This is a genomic window from Streptomyces sp. NPDC008137, from assembly GCF_042957035.1.
Taxonomy (GTDB): domain Bacteria; phylum Actinomycetota; class Actinomycetes; order Streptomycetales; family Streptomycetaceae; genus Streptomyces.
Genome location: NZ_JBIBHN010000013.1, coordinates 21,129 through 39,599, shown reverse-complemented (window position 1 = coordinate 39,599; position 18,471 = coordinate 21,129). Strand labels below are relative to the sequence as shown.

The following is an 18,471-nucleotide window of genomic DNA, read 5'->3' as shown; positions in this document are numbered from 1 at the left end:
GCCCCGCTCAGACCCGCTCGTCCGCCAACTCCCGCAACGGCCACGCACCGTCCACCACGGCGGTCGCGTCGCCCTTGCCGCGCAGGAAACTCTGGAAGTCCGCCGCCCACTGCGCGTACCACTCGATCTGACGGTGGTGCAGCTCCGCCGGGCCCAGGCTCGCGATCTTGGGATGCCGGTCGGCTATCGCACCGGCCAGCCGGGCCGCCGCCAGGGCGTCGGCCGTGGCGTCGTGGGCGGAGTCGAGGACCACGCCGTACTCGGAGCAGACCGCTTGGAGGTTGCGTTTGCCGCGGCGGTAGCGGTCGGCCCAGCGGTCGATGGTGTACGGGTCGATGACCGGGGCGGGGTCCACGCCGCCCAGGCGGTCCCGCAGGGACGGCAGTCCGTACCGCCGCAACTCGGCGGAGAGCAGGGTCAGGTCGAAGGCCGCGTTGTAGGCGACGACCGGCACGCCCGACTTCCAGTAGGAGGTGAGGACGTCGGCGAGGGCGTCCGCCACCTGGTCGGCCGGTCTGCCCTCGGCCGCGGCACGTTCATTGCTGATGCCGTGCACCGCCACCGCGTCCTCGGGGATCGGCACCCCCGGATCGGCCAGCCACTCCCGGCGCCCCAGCGGCTCCCCGCCCCTGACCTCGATCACGGCCCCCGTGACGATGCGCGCCTCGCGCGGATCGGTGCCCGTCGTCTCCAGGTCGAAGCCGATCAGCAGCTCCCGGTGCCAGCCCATGGGCGGTCCCCCTTCTTGTGGTGCGTCCCCCGGTGGTGTCCCCCAGTGGTTTCCACCTTCGCACGCACCACTGACAATCCGAGGAGCACGGTCCGCTTGAACCCCGAACCCTCCGACTACCAGGGACGGTTCATGACACCGGCCGCGAATCCGCCCACATCACCTCGAACTCCTCGCGATACGTGGGAAAGAGGCCGCTTTCGTCGGGCTCGCCCGACTTGACCGTCTTGCTGCCGTTGCGCAGCACGAACACCGGCGCCTCCATGCCGCGGGTCCGGCGCAGATAGTTCTGCACGACCGCGATGCCGTCCGCCCCGTCGCCGTCGACCAGATACGCCGTGAAGCGGGGCGTCTCGTCGAAGACCTGGATCTCGAAGGCACCCGGGTCGCGCAGCCGGGCGCGCACCCGCCGCATGTGCAGGATGTTCATCTCGACGGCCCGGCTGAGTTCGCCGCGCTTGATGCCCAGTTCGCGCTCGCGCCGCTTGACCGCGCTGGAGGCCGGGTTGAGGAACAGCAGCCGCACCCGGCAGCCGGATTCGGCCAGCCGCACCAGCCGGCGGCCGGAGAAGTTCTGTACGAGCAGGTTGAGACCTATGCCGATGGCGTCGAGGCGGCGGGCGCCGCCGAAGATGTCCTCGGCCGGGAACTGCCGCATCAGCCGCACCCGGTCCGGGTGGACGGCGACCACGTCGGCGTACCGGTCGCCGACCAGGTCCTCGACGGCGTCGACGGGCAGCCGGCGTGCCGAGGGCACGTCACCGTCGGCGCCGAGCATCTCCAGCAGCCGGGCCGAGGCGCGCTCGGCCTGGTTCAGGACGGCCTCGGACAGGGCCCGGTTGCGGGAGACGACGTTCCGGGTGACCTCCAGCTCGTCCAGGGCGAGCTCGACGTCGCGGCGGTCGTCGAAGTAGGGCTCGAAGCAGGGCCAGTGCTGCACCATCAGCTCGCGCAGCTGCGGCAGGGTGAGGAAGGACAGGACGTTGTCGTCGGCCGGGTCGAGCAGATAGCCCTTGCGGCGGCTGACCTCACGTACGGCGACGGCGCGCTGCACCCATTCCTGCCCGGCGGGTCCGGCGGCGGCCACCACCCAGTCGTCGCCGTGGACGGGTTCGTAGATCGGCCGCAGTACGGCGGCGACGACCGAGCGCAGCCGCTGCTCGACGAGGTTCAGCCAGATGTAGGCGCGGCCGGCCCGCTGGGCGCGGGTGCGCACCTCGTGCCAGGCGTCGGTGTCCCAGTCCAGTTCCGGGCCGATCGAGCCCGTCGCGTCCATCGGCCGCGCCAGGGACACGGCACCGGTCGGGACGTCTGTGGAGTTCCCCTCGTGACCCTCGTCACCAGGGGGCAGCTCCAGCCCTCCCGAGCCCACCCGCGCACCGCCTTCCGCTCCCCCGAGCCTCCCGAGGGGCCTGGCCCCACCCAACGATCAAGGAAGGGTACTCCGGGAGCGGCCGGCGGTGCAGCCGGATGGGCAGGGTCAATCTCAACCGCGCGGCCGCCAGTGCCCGTTCTGCCAGTCGAGTTCGGCCGGAGTGAGCGGGTTCATGGCCGTGACGTCGCGCGGGGCGATGGAGAATCCCTGCCAGTGGACGGGCATGGGCTGCTGGTCCTCGTCCCGGGCTATGTGGTGGAAGCCGATGTTCGTCCAGACCACGGGGTGCTTGAGGGCCTGCCCGTTCACCCACTTGTCGACGGACTTGCCGGCTCCGGCACCGCAGTCGCCGGGGTTGTGGCTGGCGAACAGCTCGCACTTGTTGTACTCGGTGAAGTACACGTCGTGCTTGGTGTAGCTGCGGCCCGGGTACTTGGTCGTCGGGCCGGGGACGATCTCGTAGGAACGGGGGTGCCCGTCCTTGTTCTTGCCGGTCGCGCTGACGACGCGCCACCAGCGGTAGTTCTTGCTGTCCCCGGCGAGTTCCTTGGTGACCTTGGTGCGGGTCGTCTTGGTGCTCGGGGCGCGCTGGCCGGCGGCGGGGGCGGTGACGGTCGAGTCGTACTGCTCGATCTTGTTGGCGGTGGAGCCGTCGAGGGCGAAGTCGAGCCGCCAGAAGGCGTTGTGGCTGTGGCTGGTGGCCTTGGCGGCGTTCGCGCCCTTGCCGATCGGCCAGCCGCGGCCGTCCCCGGCGTCGTAGTCGTCCCACGACAGGCTGCCGGTGGCGCCGACGTTCATGGTGATCGTGCCGTCGTCCTGGAAGCGCCACTCGGTCATGTACTCGTACCAGCCGACCTGGTTCACGGTGTAGACGAGCAGGTCCTTGCCCTGGGCCTGGTAGACCTTGTTCGCGGTGTCGCCCTGCATGCGGTAGGCGTGGCCGCGGGAGCGGGTGGTGGTGCACAGGCCCTTGACGTTCGGGTCCTCGTTCCAGGAGTCCGGGACCTTGACCGTCTTGATGGTGCCGCCGGGGCACTCGCCGGGCGCCAGGTTCATCAGGCCCTGGGCGAAGTCGAAGCCGGTGAGGTCGTCGTACTCGACCTTGCCGTCGTCGTACGGGACGTGGATCTGGCCGAGCCTGGCGCTGTTGAGGACCTTGATCGGCTGGGGTTCGCCCTTGGGCTGGTACGAGATGTTCTCCAGGACGAGGCCGGCCTTGCCGTCGTAGCGCCAGCACATCCGCCAGGTGGTGCCGGTGGAGAGCTTCTGCTCGACGCGATGGGCGGCACCGCAGTAGGGCGCCGGCGCCGCCGGGGCGGCCTTCGGCTGGGCGGTGGCGGGTCCCGTGCCCGCCGTGAGGCCGGCGGCGAGGGTGGCCACGGTCAGGCCCACGGCCGCCCGGGTGCGGACCTTGCTGTGTCTGTTCACGAGCATGACGAGATGACTCCCTGACAGTGAGAGTGAGAGCGGGCGGAGCGGGTCAGCGGTCGAGCCGGGCGGCCTTGCGGGCGCTCAGGTCGATCACGATCGACCTCGCGTCGACCCAGGGCCCGTTCTTGATCTTCGGGAACAGCCGGACACAGCGGTGCTCGCCGCACTGGTCGAGCACGGCGGGCTGTGCGCCCGGCGCGGCCCGGTAGACGGCGCCGCTGAGCTGCAGCTGGTCCGGGGAGGTGAGCTCCTTGCCGGTGGCGTCCCGGTAGTCGGCCTTCAGGCCCGCGCCCAGCGGGCCGGCGATCAGCAGCCTGGCCGCCTCGGCCTTCTCGTCGCCGCTCAGGGGCGGCTGGACACCGCGCTGGGTACCGGTCCGCACCACCTTGCCGGTACCGAGGTCGACGGTCCTGGTGACGAGCGTGTCGTCCCGGTAGTCATAGAACGTCACGTCGGCGCGGCGCGGCGCGTCCGGGTCGCCGACCTCGTCGGCCTCCGGTTCGGCGAGATCGACGCCGAGACGCTGCGGGCCGCGCTCCCCGTCGACGCCCTCACCGCTCTGGAGCAGCTGCCGGTTCAGGGCGATCTTCGCGACCCGCTCCGTCTCGTCGTCGGTCAGCGGGTCGCGGCCCGTGCCCTTCTCCCCTTCGGCGGGCGCCTCCTCCACCACCCCGGGCGCCACGGTCCGATCCGCTTCGGCCTCCCGCTGTGCGGACTGCCCCGCCTGCCCTGCCCTGGTTCCCGTGTCGTCCGCCCCCGCCGTGCCCGGCAGCGTGATCCCCACCATCACGGCGGTCCCGGCCACGGCGATGGCCGTACCGGCCACCAGTTTTCCTAAGTGACGGTGCACTGACTTGCGCACATCATCCCCTTACTCCCCCCATCAGCCCCGGGAGTATCTTTTGCCCCACAGATTCGGCATACCGTGTATGCACTGGTCACCCGGTAAGAGGGACATAAGTCATAGGAGGTTCCCTCACTTTCGGGGAGACTCGGGGCCAAGGCGTCCCCACCGGCGCCGCACACCTGAAAGAGTCGTGTCCATGCAGGTCTGGCCTGGAGAGGCGTATCCACTCGGTGCCACGTACGACGGCGCCGGTACCAACTTCGCGGTCTTCACGGAGGCCGCGGACCGAGTAGAGCTGTGTCTGCTGCACGACGACGGCTCGGAGACGGCGATCGAGCTCCGGGAGAGCGACGCGTTCGTACGGCACGCGTACGTGCCGGGGATCATGCCGGGGCAGCGGTACGGGTTCCGGGTGCACGGCCCGTACGCCCCGGAGCGCGGGCTGCGCTGCAACTCCGCGAAGCTGCTCCTCGACCCGTACGCGCGCGCGATCAGCGGTTCGATCGGCTGGGGCGAGGAGGTGTACGGCTACCACTTCGACGAGCCCGAGCGGCGCAACGACCTGGACTCGGCGCCGCACACGATGACGTCGGTCGTGGTCAACCCCTACTTCGACTGGGGCGACGACCGGCTCCCGCGCACCGAGTACCACCACACCGTGATCTACGAGGCCCACGTCAAGGGCCTCACCATGCGGCACCCAGGCCTGCCGGAGGAGCTGCGCGGCACCTACGCGGCCCTCGCGCACCCGGCGATCATCGAGCACCTCAGCGAGCTCGGGGTCACCGCACTGGAGCTGATGCCCGTACACCAGTTCGTGAACGATCACCGCCTGGTCGACATGGGCCTGAACAACTACTGGGGTTACAACACGATCGGTTTCTTCGCCCCCCACAACGCCTACGCGTCCTGGGGCGACCGGGGCCAGCAGGTCCTGGAGTTCAAGTCGGCGGTGAAGGCGCTGCACGAGGCCGGGATCGAGGTGATCCTCGACGTGGTCTACAACCACACCGCCGAGGGCAACCACCTGGGCCCGACGCTGTCCTTCAAGGGCCTGGACAACTCGCGCTACTACCGGCTCACCGACGACCCCCGCTACTACATGGACACGACAGGGACAGGGAACTCCCTGCTCATGCGGTCCCCGCACGTGCTCCAGCTGATCATGGACTCGCTGCGGTACTGGGTCACGGAGATGCACGTCGACGGGTTCCGCTTCGACCTCGCCGCGACGCTGGCCCGGCAGTTCCACGAGGTGGACCGGCTGTCGTCGTTCTTCGACCTGGTGCAGCAGGACCCGGTGGTCTCGCAGGTGAAGCTGATCGCCGAGCCGTGGGACGTGGGCGAGGGCGGCTACCAGGTGGGCAACTTCCCGCCGCTGTGGACCGAGTGGAACGGCAAGTACCGGGACACCGTGCGCGACCTGTGGCGGGGCGAGCAGCGCACCCTCGCGGAGTTCGCCTCACGGCTGACCGGCTCGTCCGACCTGTACCAGGACGACGGACGGCGCCCGCTGGCCTCCATCAACTTCGTGACCTGCCACGACGGCTTCACCCTGCACGACCTGGTGTCGTACAACGACAAGCACAACGAGGCCAACGGCGAGGACAACCGGGACGGCGAGAGCCACAACCGGTCCTGGAACTGCGGGGCCGAGGGCGAGACGGACGATCCGGACGTGCGGCGGCTGCGGGCCCGGCAGATGCGGAACTTCATCGCGACACTGATGCTGTCGCAGGGCGTGCCCATGATCAGCCACGGCGACGAGTTCGCCCGCACCCAGCGCGGCAACAACAACGCCTACTGCCAGGACAACGAGCTGGCCTGGGTCGAGTGGCCCGAGGGCGACGAGGAGGAAGGCGGACTCAAGCGGGAGCTGCTGGCCTTCACGCGCGCGATGGTGTGGCTGCGCCGCGACCACCCGGTCTTCCGCAGGCGCCGCTTCTTCCACGGCCGCCCCGTGGAGGGCACGCACGACGACCTGTCCGACATCGCCTGGTTCACTCCCGAGGGCGGGGAGATGACCCAGCGGGACTGGGACTCGGCGCGGGCGTCGGCGCTGACCGTGTTCCTCAACGGCAACGCGATCTCGGAGCCGGGCGCGCGCGGGGAGCGCATCTCCGACGACTCGTTCCTGCTGATGTTCAACGCCTCGCCGAAGACGCTGGAGTTCGTGGTGCCGGTCGATCACGGGCGGCAGTGGCAGGTCGTGGTCGACACGGCCCGTGCCGAGGGGGTGCCGGCGGACAGCGGCGAGAAGGTGCAGGCCGGGGACCGGCTGACCCTCACCGACCGGAGCCTCACGGTGCTGCAGCGGCCCGTGTGACCGCCCCTGCGGGCTCGCCCGCAGGGGCGGCGCGTCGTCCGGAGCGAGCCACTCGTCCGGGCGACGCGCGGCGCACCCGGCGCGGGGGATGACAGATACGGCGGCGGGGCGGGTACGTACGGTTCATGACACCAGAGCGTCCTGACCCGGTGGTGCCCACGGCCACGTACCGGCTGCAGCTGCAGCCCGACTTCCCCTTCGGGGCCGCGGCGGCCGTGGTGCCGTACCTGGCCTCGCTCGGCGTATCGCATCTGCATCTGTCCCCCGTACTGGAGGCCGTGCCGGGGTCCACGCACGGCTATGACGTCGTCGACCACGCGCGCGTGCGTGCGGAGCTGGGCGGCGAGGAGGGGCTGCGGGCACTGGCCCGCACGGCGCGTGAGCACGGGCTCGGCCTGGTGGCGGACATCGTCCCGAACCACATGGCCATGGCCCCGCGCCACAACCGCGCCCTGTGGGAGGTGCTGCGCGAGGGCCCCGAGTCGCCGTTCGCGCGCTGGTTCGACATCGACTGGGAGGCGCAGGACGGCCAGGTGCTGCTGCCGGTGCTCGGCGGGCCGCTGGGCGAGGTGCTCGGGGAGCTGCGCGTCGACGGTGACGTCCTGCGCTACTACGACCACGTGTTCCCGCTGCGCGAGGGCACCGAGGACCTGCCGCTGCCGCATCTGCTGGACGCGCAGTGGTACCGCCCGGTGTGGTGGCGGCTGGCCCGGACCGAGCTCAACTACCGGCGGTTCTTCAGCATCTCGGAGCTGATCGGGGTGCGGGTGGAGGACCCCGAGGTGTTCGAGGCCACCCACGGCAAGATTCTCGGACTGCTGCACGAGGGCGTGATCGACGGGCTGCGCGTCGACCATCCCGACGGTCTCGCCGACCCCGACGGCTACCTCAGGCGGCTGCACGAGGCGACGGGCGGCCGCTGGACGGTCGTGGAGAAGATCCTGGCCGACGGTGAGCACCTGCCCGCGTCCTGGCCCGTCGCCGGGACCACCGGCTACGACGCCCTGCGGCACGTGGACGGGCTCTTCACGGACCCCGCCGGGTTCGGGGACCTGCTGGGGCAGTACCGGCGGTTCGCGGCCCCGCAGACGGACCGGGGCGGGCAGTGGGAGGCGACGGTGCGCCGGGCGGCGTACAAGGTCCTCACGCACGAGCTGGCCACGGAGATGGACCGGCTGACGCGGGTGACCGCCCGGCTGTGCGCGGCCTCGCCCGAGCCCGCCCTGCGCGACCGCGCGCCCTGGGCGCTGCGCACGGCGCTCCAGGAGCTCCTGGTGCGCATGGACGTCTACCGGCCCTACGAGTCGGGCGACGCCGCGTCCGTGGTCACCGAGGAGGCAGCGGCCGAGGCCCGGCAGGCCTTCGCCGTGCCCGAGGAGGCCGGCGCGGTGGACGTCGTACGGGACCTGGTGCTGGGGCGGTACGGCGACGGGCCCGCGCAGGTGGAGTTCCGGACCCGGTTCGCGCAGACCTCCTCGGCGCTGCGGGCGAAGTCGGTGGAGGACACGGCGTTCTACCGGTACGTGCCGCTGCTGTCGGCGACCGAGGTGGGCGGGAATCCGGGCGCTCCCGCGCTGTCGCCGGAGGAGTTCCACGCCTACTGCGCGCGCGTGCAGCGCGACTGGCCGGTGAGCGGGACGGTGGCCTCGACGCACGACACCAAGCGCAGCGGCGATGTCCGGGCGGCGCTGAACGTGCTCACCGAGTGCCCGGACCGCTGGGCGGACGTCCTCGCCGAGGTGACGCGCACCGGCGAGGGCGTGCCGGACGCGCAACTGGCGTGGGCGGCCTGGCAGACGGTGTTCGGTCTCGGCCCGGAGCCGGGGTCGCCGGAGCGGGTGCAGGGGGCGTTGCTGAAGCATGTGCGCGAGGCGGGCATGTACACGAGCTGGACCGAGCAGGAGCCGCCGTACGAGGAGGCGGTGGCGCGCTTCGTGGCGGCCGGGCCCTGCGGGGCGCCGGCCGAGCAGGTGGCGGCCTTCCGGGAGGCCCTGGAGCCGCACATCCGGGCGAACGTCCTGGGCGCGGCCCTGGTCCAGCTGACGATGCCCGGCGTTCCGGACGTCTACCAGGGCACGGAGGCCGAGTACCGGGCGCTGGTCGACCCCGACAACCGGCGGACGGTGGGCTTCCCGCCCGAGGAGACGGGCGGGACCTCCGGGGAGAAGGCCGCGGTGACACGGGCGGCCCTGGGGCTGCGCGGCCGGCGGCCCGACGCCTTCGGCGACACGGCGACGTACACGCCGCTGACCGCCGAGGGCCCCGCGGCGGCCCACTGTGCGGCGTTCGTCCGCTCCGGCGAGGTGCTCACGGCCGTGACGCGGCTGTCGCTGCGGCTGGCGGAGGCGGGCGGCTGGCGGGACACCCGGCTGCCGCTGCCGCCGGGTCGCTGGGCGGATGTGCTGGAGCCGGGGCGCGAGTTCACGGGGCACGCACGCGTGGAGGAGCTTTTCGCGGGGCTGCCGGTGGCTCTGCTGGAGCGGATCGGCGAGTGAGGCCGGGCTGATCACGGCGGGGCAGGGCAAGCGGGCGCGCCGGGCAGGCGGGAGGCAGGCCGGCAAGCGGGTTCGCAGGCGGGCGGGCGGCCGAGCAGACGGGCCAGGCGGCCAGGCAGGCGGCTGCGCACGCGGGCGGCCGAGCAGCCGGGCCACGCAGGCGGGCCGGGCGCGGAGATGTGGCACACGCGCGTGGCGGGACACCGGGCGGCTCCGGACGCGTGCTGATGCCTCGGCGCCGCACGCGTGCGTGCTGGACCATCCGGGACCGTACCGCCGCGCTGCAAGGCCGCCCCGGCCCGCCGGACGTGCCCCCGCATGCCCCGCGCCCAGCGCGCCGCTCAGGCGACCGCCGGGCCGTCCTCGGGGCAGTCCTCGTACGCGCGCAGCGGTGCGGCGGGAGCCACCCTCGGGTGGGGCCACCCCGAGCGCAACAGGTCGATGAAGGCCGCCGCCGCGCCGGTCGGTGGTACGCGGGAGAAGACCGTCAGCGTGCGCTTCCAGGGCGGCTCGTGGGCCAGGACGGCGCAGTCCTCACCGACCGCGTCGCGTACGAGGTGGGAGGGCACGGCGCAGACGCCGACCCCGGCGGCGGCCATCCGTACCGCCGTGGAGCTGTGCTCGGTGAACACGGCGGTGCGCGGGGTGAATCCGGCCCGGCCGCAGGCCCAGTCGAGGAAGCGTTCGCCCTGGACGACGGGTTCCATGGCGCAGCGCACCCAGGGCCGGTCGGCGAGTTCGGGCAGCGTCACCGTCGTCCGGCCGGCGAAGCGGTCGTCGAAGGGCACGACCAGGACGATGTCCTCCTCGCCGACCGCCACGACGGTGCCGGGCCAGCCGGCGGGTGCCGGGCCGACGGCGAGGTCGGCGGTGCCCCGCTCGACCTGTTCCTCCAAGGCCTCGGAGGAGGCGTACTCATGCAGGTGCAGCAGGACGCGCGGGTGGGCGGCGCGCCAGCGGGCGAAGACGTCCGGGAGGACGCCGACCGCCACGGAGTGGACGGCGGCGATGTGCAGTTCGCCGCCCTCGGCGCCGGCGGCGGCGCGGGCCGCGCGGCGGGCCTGGGCGGCGCTGCGCACGGCGAGCTCGGCGTGCGGCAGGTAGGCGCGCCCCATAGGCGTCACGCGCACGCCGCGCGGCAGCCGTTCCAGGAGCGCACCGCCGACCGAGCGTTCCAGGGCCTTGATCTGGTGGGAGAGCGCGGGCTGCGACACGTGCAGCAGTTCGGCCGCGCGGGTGAAGGACGCCTCTTCGACGACGGTCAGGAAGTACTCCATCTGCCGCAGGCTCAAAACCCCTCCCATAAAGGCCCTGCATCGGTTCCACAAGAACATTGCCTTGGACTCATGGCAAGGGGCGGGCGGAGGCTCAGGGCATGAACCCATCGGACGTCAACTCATCGGACGTCAACTCACCGGACGTCATCGTCATCGGCGGCGGCACCGGCGGCTACAGCACCGCCCTGCGTGCCGCCGCTCTCGGTCTCGACGTCGTGCTCGTCGAGCGGGACAAGGTCGGCGGGACGTGTCTGCACCGCGGCTGCGTCCCGAGCAAGGCGATGCTGCACGCGGCCGAACTCGTCGACGGCATCGCGGAGGCACGCGAGCGCTGGGGTGTGAAGGCGACCCTGGACGCCGTCGACTGGCCGGCGCTGGTGGCCACGCGCGACGACATCGTGGCCCGCAACCACCGGGGCGTGGAGGCCCATCTCGCGCATGCGGGCGTGCGGGTGATGAGGGGCAGCGCCCGGCTGACGGGGCCGCGTTCCGTGCGGGTGGAGGGCGCTGCCGCCGGCCAGGGCGCGCGGAGCTTGACCGCCCGCCGCGGCATCGTGCTCGCGACCGGCTCACGCCCGCGCGCGCTCCCGGGGCTCGAGTCGGACGGCCGGCATGTGGTGACCAGCGACGACGCCCTCTTCGCGCCCGGGCTCCCGGCGTCGGTGCTGGTGCTCGGGGGCGGCGCGATCGGCGTGGAGTACGCCTCGTTCCACCGCTCCCTGGGCGCGGAGGTCACTCTGATCGAGGCCGCCGACCGGATCGTCCCGCTGGAGGACGCCGACGTGAGCCGTCATCTGACCCGCGGTCTGAAGAAGCGCGGCATCGACGTTCGGGCCGGCGCTCGCCTCATGGACGCCGAGGTCCTCGGCGACGGCGTACGCGCGCGGGTGCGCACCGCCCGGGGCGAGTCCGTGACGGTCGAGGCGGAGCGGCTGCTGGTGGCGGTCGGGCGGGCCCCGGTCACCGACGGCCTGGACCTTGCCGCCGCGGGCCTCACCACGGACGAGCGGGGTTTCGTCGTGCCGTCCGGCTGGGACCGGCTGGAGACGGCCGTGCCCGGGATCCACGTCGTGGGCGACCTGCTGCCGCCGCCGTCGCTCGGACTGGCCCACGCGTCCTTCGCGGAGGGGCTGCTGGTGGCCGAGACGCTGGCCGGTGTGCCGTCCCTCGCCGTGGACTACGCGGCCGTGCCCCGGGTCACGTACTCGTCGCCGCAGACCGCGGCCGTGGGGCTGAGCGAGGCCGAGGCACGCGCGCGTGGACACGAGGTGGTGGCGAACAGCATGCCGCTGACCGCCGTCGCGAAGGGCATGGTGCACGGGCAGGGCGGCATCGTGAAGGTCGTCACCGAGGCGGGCGGCGGGCGCGTGCTGGGCGTGCACCTGGTGGGCCCGCATGTGTCGGAGATGATCGCCGAGAGTCAGCTGATCGTCGGCTGGGACGCCGAGCCCTCCGACGTGGCCCGGCACGTCCATCCTCACCCGACCCTGTCGGAGGCGGTCGGCGAGGTGTTCCTGACCCTGGCCGGACGCGGGCTCCACCAGCAGTGACACCGCGCCGGTGACGCCACGCCCTCAGCAGGGGCCACACACCGTTCACGGCGCCCGCCGTACTCCCGCCGTCGGTGCTTCCGGGCGCCCCCTGGAGGCTCTCCGGCCAGGCTCTTGACACCGCACCACGGCCGTGGGGTACTGCGATTGCGAACTCGGGCGGATGTGACGGGGGTGAGTGTCCTGCCGGAGCTGCGCTACCCGACGGTGACCGAACTGGTCTCTGCTGCCCGGGCGTTGACCGCTCACCGCCCTGGAGTGTGCACCCTGCGGCAGGTGGGTGCCTCGCGAGCCGGCAGACCTCTGCACCTGCTGTCCGTGGGCCGCGCCCGCCGAGCCGTACTGGTGGTCGCCGGCGCCCACGCCAACGAGCCGACCGGCTCCTGCACCCTGCTCGCGCTCGCCCGGCGGGTGCTGGCGGAGCAAAAGCTGCGGGACGGCATGTCCTGGCACTTCCTGCTGTGCGCGGACCCCGACGGGGCGAGCCTGCATGTGACGCCGGCGCCGCGCAGCCTGTTCGACTACCACCTCGGCTTCTTCCGTCCCGCGGGCCCGGAGCAGCCGGAGTGGGCGCCGTCCGTGCTGCCGCCCGACCGGCTGCCGCCCGAGACCCTGGCCCTGACCGGCGTCATCGACGAGCTGCGGCCCTACCTTCAGGTGACCCTGCACGGCACGGACCTGGGCGGCAGCTGGGTGCAGCTGACGAAGGACGTGCCCGGTCTCGCCGAGCCGTTCGCCAAGTCCGCGGCGGAGCTGCACATCCCGGTGGAGACCGGCGCCTCGGACGCCGCGGGCTGGCCGGCCTCCGGGCCGGGGGTGCATGTGATGCCCGCGCCGGGGATCGGTCCGGCGTACCCGAGCCTGCCGGACGACGCGCGGCACAGCACCTGGTTCCACGCCCATCGGTACGGCGGTCTGACCGCGGTGGTCGAGGTGCCGATGTGGGCGAGCGACCTGGTGGACGACCCCGCTCCGCATCCGGCTCCGGCGGCGGCGATCGGCCGGCTCGCGCGCCGGCTGCAGCGCGACGCGCTGGAGGTGACGCGGGTGCTCGACGGCGCGCTGCCCCGGCTGGCGGACCTGGACGGGCCGTTGCTGCGGGCCGCCAAGTGGGGTCTGGAGCTGGTGCCGGGGCTGGCCTCCGATCTGGTCCACACCCCGCCCGCCGACCGCACCATGGCATACGTCGGCAGCGTGGACGCGTTCGTGCGGCGGGTGCCGCTGCGGGCGGCGGCCATGCTGCTGCGGGTGCTGCGCGGCACCGACGACGGGGCGGCGAAGCAGCTCGAGGAACTCGTCGCGACCTGGAGCGACGAGTTCGCGGAACGCTTCCGTGCCCGCTGGGTGCCTTTGGAGAACCAGGTCGAGCACCAGTCCCGCACGGTGGTCGCGGCGGCGCTGCACGCGCGCGAGGGGGCGTGGTAGGCCCCTGCGGGGCTCAGTCGCGCCGCACCGGCACCGCCGCCCCGGCCTCCTGGGCGCCGGTGTGCCGCGTGGCCAGCTCGAAGACGGAGAGCACCACGCGTGTCTGGTACTCCGCCTGGCGTGCCACCGGGATCCAGTGCGCCCCGCGGCCGCCGCGGTAGTCGGCGCACCACTCGTCGATCAGCCGGTCCAGCTCCGGCAGCGCCCCGGCCGGGTCGCGGCCCGCCGCCCGCACGAGCTGGTGCAGCAGCCCGGCGGTGCGCAGCACCAGCCGCCGCCCGGAGATGCGCAGGGCGGCGAGGTGGGCGGTGGTCAGGGGCGGGAGGGGGTGGGCCGCGCCGGCGCCGGTCTCGGGGTCCCAGGCGTCGGCGAGGCCGGGGCACACCAGGAGATAGTCGTCGACCGGGGCGAGCAGGCGGTCCGCGTCGGGCAGGGCGGCGAGGTGCGGGCGGATCCGGTCCAGCAGGTGCCTCAGGATCCCCGTGTCGTGGCGCAGGGCGTGGCTGACGGACCGTAGCACCGCGTCTCCGTCGGCGGGCGGGGAGCCGTCCGACACGGCCGTCACGCCCCACATGGGCGCCTCGACGACCGCGGTGACGGTGCCGTGCCGCTGCGGGTGGAACCACGTCGACTCGACGGCCGCCTCCGTGATGGCCGCGGCGAGGCCGGCCCGGCGCGGCGGCGGGATCCGGTAGACGGCGGGTCCGAGGCCGGGCCAGTACAGGGCGTCGTAGGCGCCGAGTTCGCGGGGGATGCCGAGCCGGGCGGCGATATGGGCGAGGCGCGGGGCGAGGCCGGGCAGGTCGCGGGTCAGCTCGACGAAGCCGCCGCCGATGTCCACGCCGTGCAGGGAGCACTGGAGGAGCGGGCGCAGTTCGTCCTGGACGTCGAGCAGGGCCCGGGTCTCGGGCAGGGCGGCACCGGCCGCGCCGTCCGGCAGCCATTCGGGCTGTTCGACGAAGCCGGGCCGGAAGAAGTTCCGGAAGTACCGGCCGAGGGTGTACGGGCCGGTGAGCCAGCCCTCGTTGCGGCGCAGCCCGTCCGGGTCGAGGCACAGCAGCAGGTTCCAGGTGGCGTCGGCGCCCTCGGTGAGCCGTGCGTCGGCCAGGGCCCGCCCGGCCAGGCGCAGCACGGTGGCGCCGCCCACGGGTTCGTTGGCGTGCGGGCCGGCGACGACGAGGGCTTGGCGGCTGCCGTGCCCGACGGAGAGCAGCCACATGGGGGTGCCGGCGCGGGACGTGCCGACACGGCGCAGCCGGGCGTCACGGGGGTGGCGGGCGACGAGGGCGGCGGCCCGGGCGCCCAGTTCGTCGACGGTCGGGTAGCGTGGGAAGGGCGGCAGGGCACACCTCCCCCATGCGGTGCCGTCGGTTCACCAGGTGTAGATGGCGTACGCACAGTGAGTCACGACTTCAGGGGTACGTCAACACCACGGACGGCAACGGGATTTGAGCCACCCGCGGCGGACCGCCGGCCGACAACTCCCTGGCCGGGGCCGGGGCGTGCCTCGGTTTCAGGTCAGCCGGACGCGGGCCGGACTCCGGTCAGCCGGAACGTCATCTGCCCGAAGCCGACCTGGTCGCCCTCGCGGACGAGGGCGGCGCCGACGACCCGTCGGCCGTTCACGGTCGTGCCGTTGGTGGAGCCGAGGTCGCGCAGCACCCACATGCCGCCCTGGTGGCGGAGTTCGGCGTGCACACGGGAGACGGTCTCGTGGCTGAGGCGCAGCCCGCTGGCGGGGTCGCGGCCTATGCGCAGCGGATGGCCGTGTTCCGGGTGGGGCAGCAGCAGCTTGGGCAGCCGCTCGGCCTGCCAGGCCCGGCGCAGCCGCACGGTGAATCCGGAGACCGCCTCGACGGTGCCGAACACCAGCCGGGAGAACCGGCTCTCCGAGGGCAGGTCGGCGGTGAGCACGGCGAGTTCGTCCGGGCGGCGGGCGGTCAGCGCCAGTTCCATGCGACGGACGAACGTGTCGTGGGACAGGCGGCCCATCGCGGCGCCGTCACGGAGCACCTTCAGCGCCCTTTCGCGCTCCGCGTCGGAGAGCCGCGCGGGGTACGTGTTGAACTCGAAGGACGACGTCACGCTGGTGATTGTCGGGCAGCGCGGCCGGGCTGTCCAGAAAACGGGAGAACGGCCGCCACGCGCGCGTATCCGGCGACACCCGCCGCAAAAGGGAGGATGCGCCAGCGGATTGATCTCGTTTGACGCACCATGGACGGGCTACATCACGGTGAGCAGACGAAGGGGAACCGTCCGTGCAGTTCGAGGTGTGGGCACCACAGGCCGGCCGGGTGACGCTCCGGTGCGACGACGTCACGCACGCGTTGGAGCGCGATCCGCAGCGGCCGGGGTGGTGGCGGGGCGAGGCGGAGGCGCGCGACGGCTCCCGGTACGGCTTCGCGCTGGACGACGGGCCCGTGCTGCCCGATCCGCGCTCGCGGCGGCAGCCGGACGGCCCGGACGGGCTGAGCGCGGTCGTCGACCACGAGCGGTACGCGTGGCGTGCGCGGTGGCCGGGACGGCCGCTGCCCGGCGCGGTGCTGTACGAGCTGCACGTGGGGACGTACACGCGCGAGGGCACCCTGGACGCCGCCGCCGAGCGGCTCGGCCACCTCGCCGAACTGGGCGTCACGCATGTGCAGCTGATGCCGCTGTGCCCCTTCCCGGGCACGCACGGCTGGGGGTACGAGGGTGTCTCGCTGTGGGCGGTGCACGAGCCGTACGGCGGGCCCGAGGCGCTGAAACGCTTCGTCGACCGGGCCCACGAACTCGGCCTGGGCGTGGTCCTCGACGTGGTGCACAACCACTTCGGCCCGTCCGGCAACTACCTGCCGGTCTTCGGGCCGTACCTCACGGACACGCACCACACGCCCTGGGGCGCCGCGGTGAACCTGGACGCGCCCGGGTCGGACGAGGTGCGCGCGTTCCTCGTCGGCAGCGCGCTGGCGTGGCTGCGCGACTACCGGATCGACGGGCTGCGGCTGGACGCGGTGCACGCGCTGGTGGACACCCGCGCCCGCCACTTCCTGGAGGAACTGTCGTCGGCCGTGGACGCCTTGGCCGCCGAGGTGGGCCGGCCGCTGTTCCTGGTCGCCGAGTCGGATCTGAACGACCCCCGGCTCATCACCTCCCGTGCCGGGGGCGGCCTCGGGTTGCACGCGCAGTGGAACGACGACTTCCACCACGCCCTGCACACCACGCTGACCGGCGAGTCGCAGGGCTACTACGCCGACTTCGCGCGCGCCGGCCTCGGCGGGCTCGCCAAGACCCTCAGCGGCGGCTGGTTCCACGACGGCACGTACTCGAGCTTCCGCGAGCGGCACCACGGACGCCCCCTGGACCGCACGCGCGTGGCCGGGCACCGGCTCCTCGGCTACAGCCAGACGCACGACCAGATCGGCAACCGCGCCCAGGGGGACCGGCTTTCGGCCCTGCTCTCCCCGGGGCTGCTGGCCTGTGCGGCGACGCTGACACTGACCGCGCCGTTCACGCCGATGCTCTTCATGGGCGAGGAGTGGGCGGCCGGCACGCCCTGGCAGTTCTTCACGGACCACACCGACCCGGAGCTCGCGGACGCCGTACGGCGGGGCAGGCGGCGGGAGTTCGCGGCGCACGGCTGGAAGGAGGAGGAGGTGCCCGACCCGCAGGATCCGGCGACCCGGGACCGCTCCTGCCTCGACTGGTCCGAGCCGGAACGCGAGCCCCACGCGCGCGTGCTGGCCTGGTACCGGCGGCTCCTCGCGCTGCGTCATGAGCAGCCCGACCTGACCGACCCCGACCTCGCCGACACCAAGGTGGCCTACGACGAGCAGCGCCGCTGGATCGCCTTCCGGCGGGGGGACGTCCTCGTGGCGGTGAACCTGGCGCCGGAACCGGCGGCACTGTCGCTCGGCGTGCCGCACGCGCGTGTGCTGGCCGCGTGGGAGCCGGTCGAGAGGCCCGGCGCCGATGGGGTGGTGCGGCTGCCCGGGGAGTCGGGTGTGGTGCTGTTGCAGGAGTGAGGCGCCCGCGACGGCGCTCGGCTACAGGGCGTCGTCCGTCTCGCGCAGGTCCGTCACGCGTTCCAGCAGGATCGGCTCCCAGGCGTGGCGCAGCTGTGTCCGCGACACGCCGAGCCGGCCCGCGTCCCCGCTCGTGAGGGCCTCGGCGAGGTGGACGACGCTGTCGCAGCGGGCGAGCCACAGCCCGCGCAGACAGGGCCGGGCGCCGTATCCGGCGAGGGTGGCGGCGCGTACGGCGGCGGGTGAGCCGACGGCGAGCGCGAGGCCGGCGATGTCCTCCGCCGGGTCGCCGACGACCGCGCCGGACCAGCCGAGGACGCCGCGCACGCGGCCGTCGGCGCTGACCACGAGGTGGCCGCCGGTGAGGGCGTGGTGGGTGAGGACGGCCGAGCCGGACTGGGCGGCGAGCTGGGCCGCGGCGGCCTGGGTGAGCTGGTGCAGGCGTGCGGCGTCGAACTCGTCGGCGTCGGCGCAGTGTTCGGCGGCGCGTACGGCGGCCCGCCGCAGCGCCTCCAGGGAGCGTGGCGCGGCGCGCGGCACACCGAGGGTCTCGGCCTGCCGGACGGGCACCTCGCGCAGCCCGGTGAGCAGCGCCGCGAGGTCGGCCTCGCCGACGGCGGACACGTCGTGCTCCTGCCCCGAGCCGCCCGGCACCTTCGTGTCCAGGGTGTAGGTGAGCCCGGCCGCCCACTCGCCGTGCGCCACGCTGGCCGGCACCGCCACCGGGATGTGCGGGCGGACGAGGTCGCGCAGGCGCAGTTCGCGGCGCTGGCGCACGGTGGCCTCGCGGTCGGGGGCGAGGCGCAGCACATGGCGGGTGCCGACCCACCAGGTGGCGGGTTCGGCGCCCGGGGTGGCGGGCCGGACGTCGGGACCGGTGCCCGCCGTGCCGCGCTTGGTCTCCTTGCGGTCCTTGAGGAGGGACAGGACCAGCTTGCGGACGGTGTCCGCGGTGGGTGTCGGTGCCTGGGTCATGGTCGCGCCGTTGCCGTTCGGGAGGCGTGGTGGGGA

13 protein-coding genes are annotated in these 18,471 nt (G+C 73.3%); 5 read left to right on the top strand and 8 right to left on the bottom strand.

Annotated features, from left to right (window positions below):
• Positions 1-7: 7 nt before the first annotated feature.
• From ACFZBT_RS21490 to ACFZBT_RS21475, 4 genes are all read right to left on the bottom strand, one after another.
• Complete coding sequence (locus ACFZBT_RS21490; protein ID WP_391105741.1) at positions 8-730, bottom strand: exonuclease domain-containing protein; 723 nt, start codon at positions 728-730, stop codon at positions 8-10.
• A 130-nt stretch (positions 731-860) separates the two neighbouring features.
• Positions 861-2,102: an SAV2148 family HEPN domain-containing protein gene (locus ACFZBT_RS21485; RefSeq protein WP_391105739.1), complete on the bottom strand. Its 1,242-nt coding sequence runs from the start codon at positions 2,100-2,102 to the stop codon at positions 861-863.
• 114 nt (positions 2,103-2,216) lie between these two features.
• A complete protein-coding gene (locus ACFZBT_RS21480) occupies positions 2,217-3,539 on the bottom strand; it encodes a copper amine oxidase (protein ID WP_391105737.1) in 1,323 nt (440 codons plus the stop codon).
• Between the two features lie 46 nt (positions 3,540-3,585).
• Positions 3,586-4,398 (bottom strand): Tat pathway signal sequence domain protein, encoded by an 813-nt coding sequence (locus ACFZBT_RS21475; protein WP_391105735.1) that lies wholly within the window; start codon positions 4,396-4,398, stop codon positions 3,586-3,588.
• Positions 4,399-4,579: 181 nt separating this feature from the next.
• On the opposite strand from ACFZBT_RS21475, the gene glgX reads away from it, so the two are divergent.
• Both glgX and treY read left to right on the top strand, forming a co-directional pair.
• Positions 4,580-6,709: a glycogen debranching protein GlgX gene (gene glgX / locus ACFZBT_RS21470; RefSeq protein ID WP_391105733.1), complete on the top strand. Its 2,130-nt coding sequence runs from the start codon at positions 4,580-4,582 to the stop codon at positions 6,707-6,709.
• A gap of 125 nt (positions 6,710-6,834) precedes the next feature.
• Positions 6,835-9,204, top strand: a complete 2,370-nt coding sequence (gene treY, locus ACFZBT_RS21465; protein ID WP_391105731.1) for a malto-oligosyltrehalose synthase — start codon at positions 6,835-6,837, stop codon at positions 9,202-9,204.
• A gap of 341 nt (positions 9,205-9,545) precedes the next feature.
• Here the strand turns inward: treY and ACFZBT_RS21460 are convergent, their stop codons facing one another.
• Positions 9,546-10,481: a LysR substrate-binding domain-containing protein gene (locus ACFZBT_RS21460; protein ID WP_391105728.1), complete on the bottom strand. Its 936-nt coding sequence runs from the start codon at positions 10,479-10,481 to the stop codon at positions 9,546-9,548.
• Between the two features lie 98 nt (positions 10,482-10,579).
• Here ACFZBT_RS21460 and lpdA point away from each other — a divergent pair, with 98 nt between their 5' ends.
• Both lpdA and ACFZBT_RS21450 read left to right on the top strand, forming a co-directional pair.
• Entirely contained in the window at positions 10,580-12,031 is a 1,452-nt protein-coding gene (gene lpdA / locus ACFZBT_RS21455; protein WP_391105726.1) for a dihydrolipoyl dehydrogenase, read from the top strand.
• A 174-nt stretch (positions 12,032-12,205) separates the two neighbouring features.
• Entirely contained in the window at positions 12,206-13,456 is a 1,251-nt protein-coding gene (locus tag ACFZBT_RS21450) for a M14 family zinc carboxypeptidase (RefSeq protein WP_391105724.1), read from the top strand.
• Positions 13,457-13,469: 13 nt separating this feature from the next.
• On the opposite strand, the gene ACFZBT_RS21445 is transcribed toward ACFZBT_RS21450, so the two are convergent.
• Positions 13,470-14,798, bottom strand: a complete 1,329-nt coding sequence (locus ACFZBT_RS21445; RefSeq protein WP_391105992.1) for a M14 family zinc carboxypeptidase — start codon at positions 14,796-14,798, stop codon at positions 13,470-13,472.
• A 176-nt stretch (positions 14,799-14,974) separates the two neighbouring features.
• Complete coding sequence (locus ACFZBT_RS21440; protein ID WP_391105722.1) at positions 14,975-15,541, bottom strand: FHA domain-containing protein; 567 nt, start codon at positions 15,539-15,541, stop codon at positions 14,975-14,977.
• Positions 15,542-15,714: 173 nt separating this feature from the next.
• Between ACFZBT_RS21440 and treZ the strand changes: the two genes are divergently transcribed.
• Positions 15,715-17,460, top strand: a complete 1,746-nt coding sequence (treZ, locus tag ACFZBT_RS21435; protein WP_391105720.1) for a malto-oligosyltrehalose trehalohydrolase — start codon at positions 15,715-15,717, stop codon at positions 17,458-17,460.
• A 21-nt stretch (positions 17,461-17,481) separates the two neighbouring features.
• On the opposite strand, the gene ACFZBT_RS21430 is transcribed toward treZ, so the two are convergent.
• Positions 17,482-18,435, bottom strand: coding sequence for a phosphotransferase (locus ACFZBT_RS21430; protein WP_391105990.1), 954 nt, complete (start codon positions 18,433-18,435; stop codon positions 17,482-17,484).
• Positions 18,436-18,471 lie beyond the last annotated feature (36 nt).

Bases quoted from the DNA above. Each gene is read 5' to 3' on its own strand.
- ACFZBT_RS21490 (WP_391105741.1), bottom strand. From the start codon at position 730: ATGGGCTGGCACCGGGAGCTGCTGATCGGCTTCGACCTGGAGACGACG.
- ACFZBT_RS21480 (WP_391105737.1), bottom strand. From the start codon at position 3,539: ATGCTCGTGAACAGACACAGCAAGGTCCGCACCCGGGCGGCCGTGGGC.
- glgX (WP_391105733.1), top strand. From the start codon at position 4,580: ATGCAGGTCTGGCCTGGAGAGGCGTATCCACTCGGTGCCACGTACGAC.
- treY (WP_391105731.1), top strand. From the start codon at position 6,835: ATGACACCAGAGCGTCCTGACCCGGTGGTGCCCACGGCCACGTACCGG.
- ACFZBT_RS21460 (WP_391105728.1), bottom strand. From the start codon at position 10,481: ATGGAGTACTTCCTGACCGTCGTCGAAGAGGCGTCCTTCACCCGCGCG.
- lpdA (WP_391105726.1), top strand. From the start codon at position 10,580: ATGAACCCATCGGACGTCAACTCATCGGACGTCAACTCACCGGACGTC.
- ACFZBT_RS21430 (WP_391105990.1), bottom strand. From the start codon at position 18,435: ATGACCCAGGCACCGACACCCACCGCGGACACCGTCCGCAAGCTGGTC.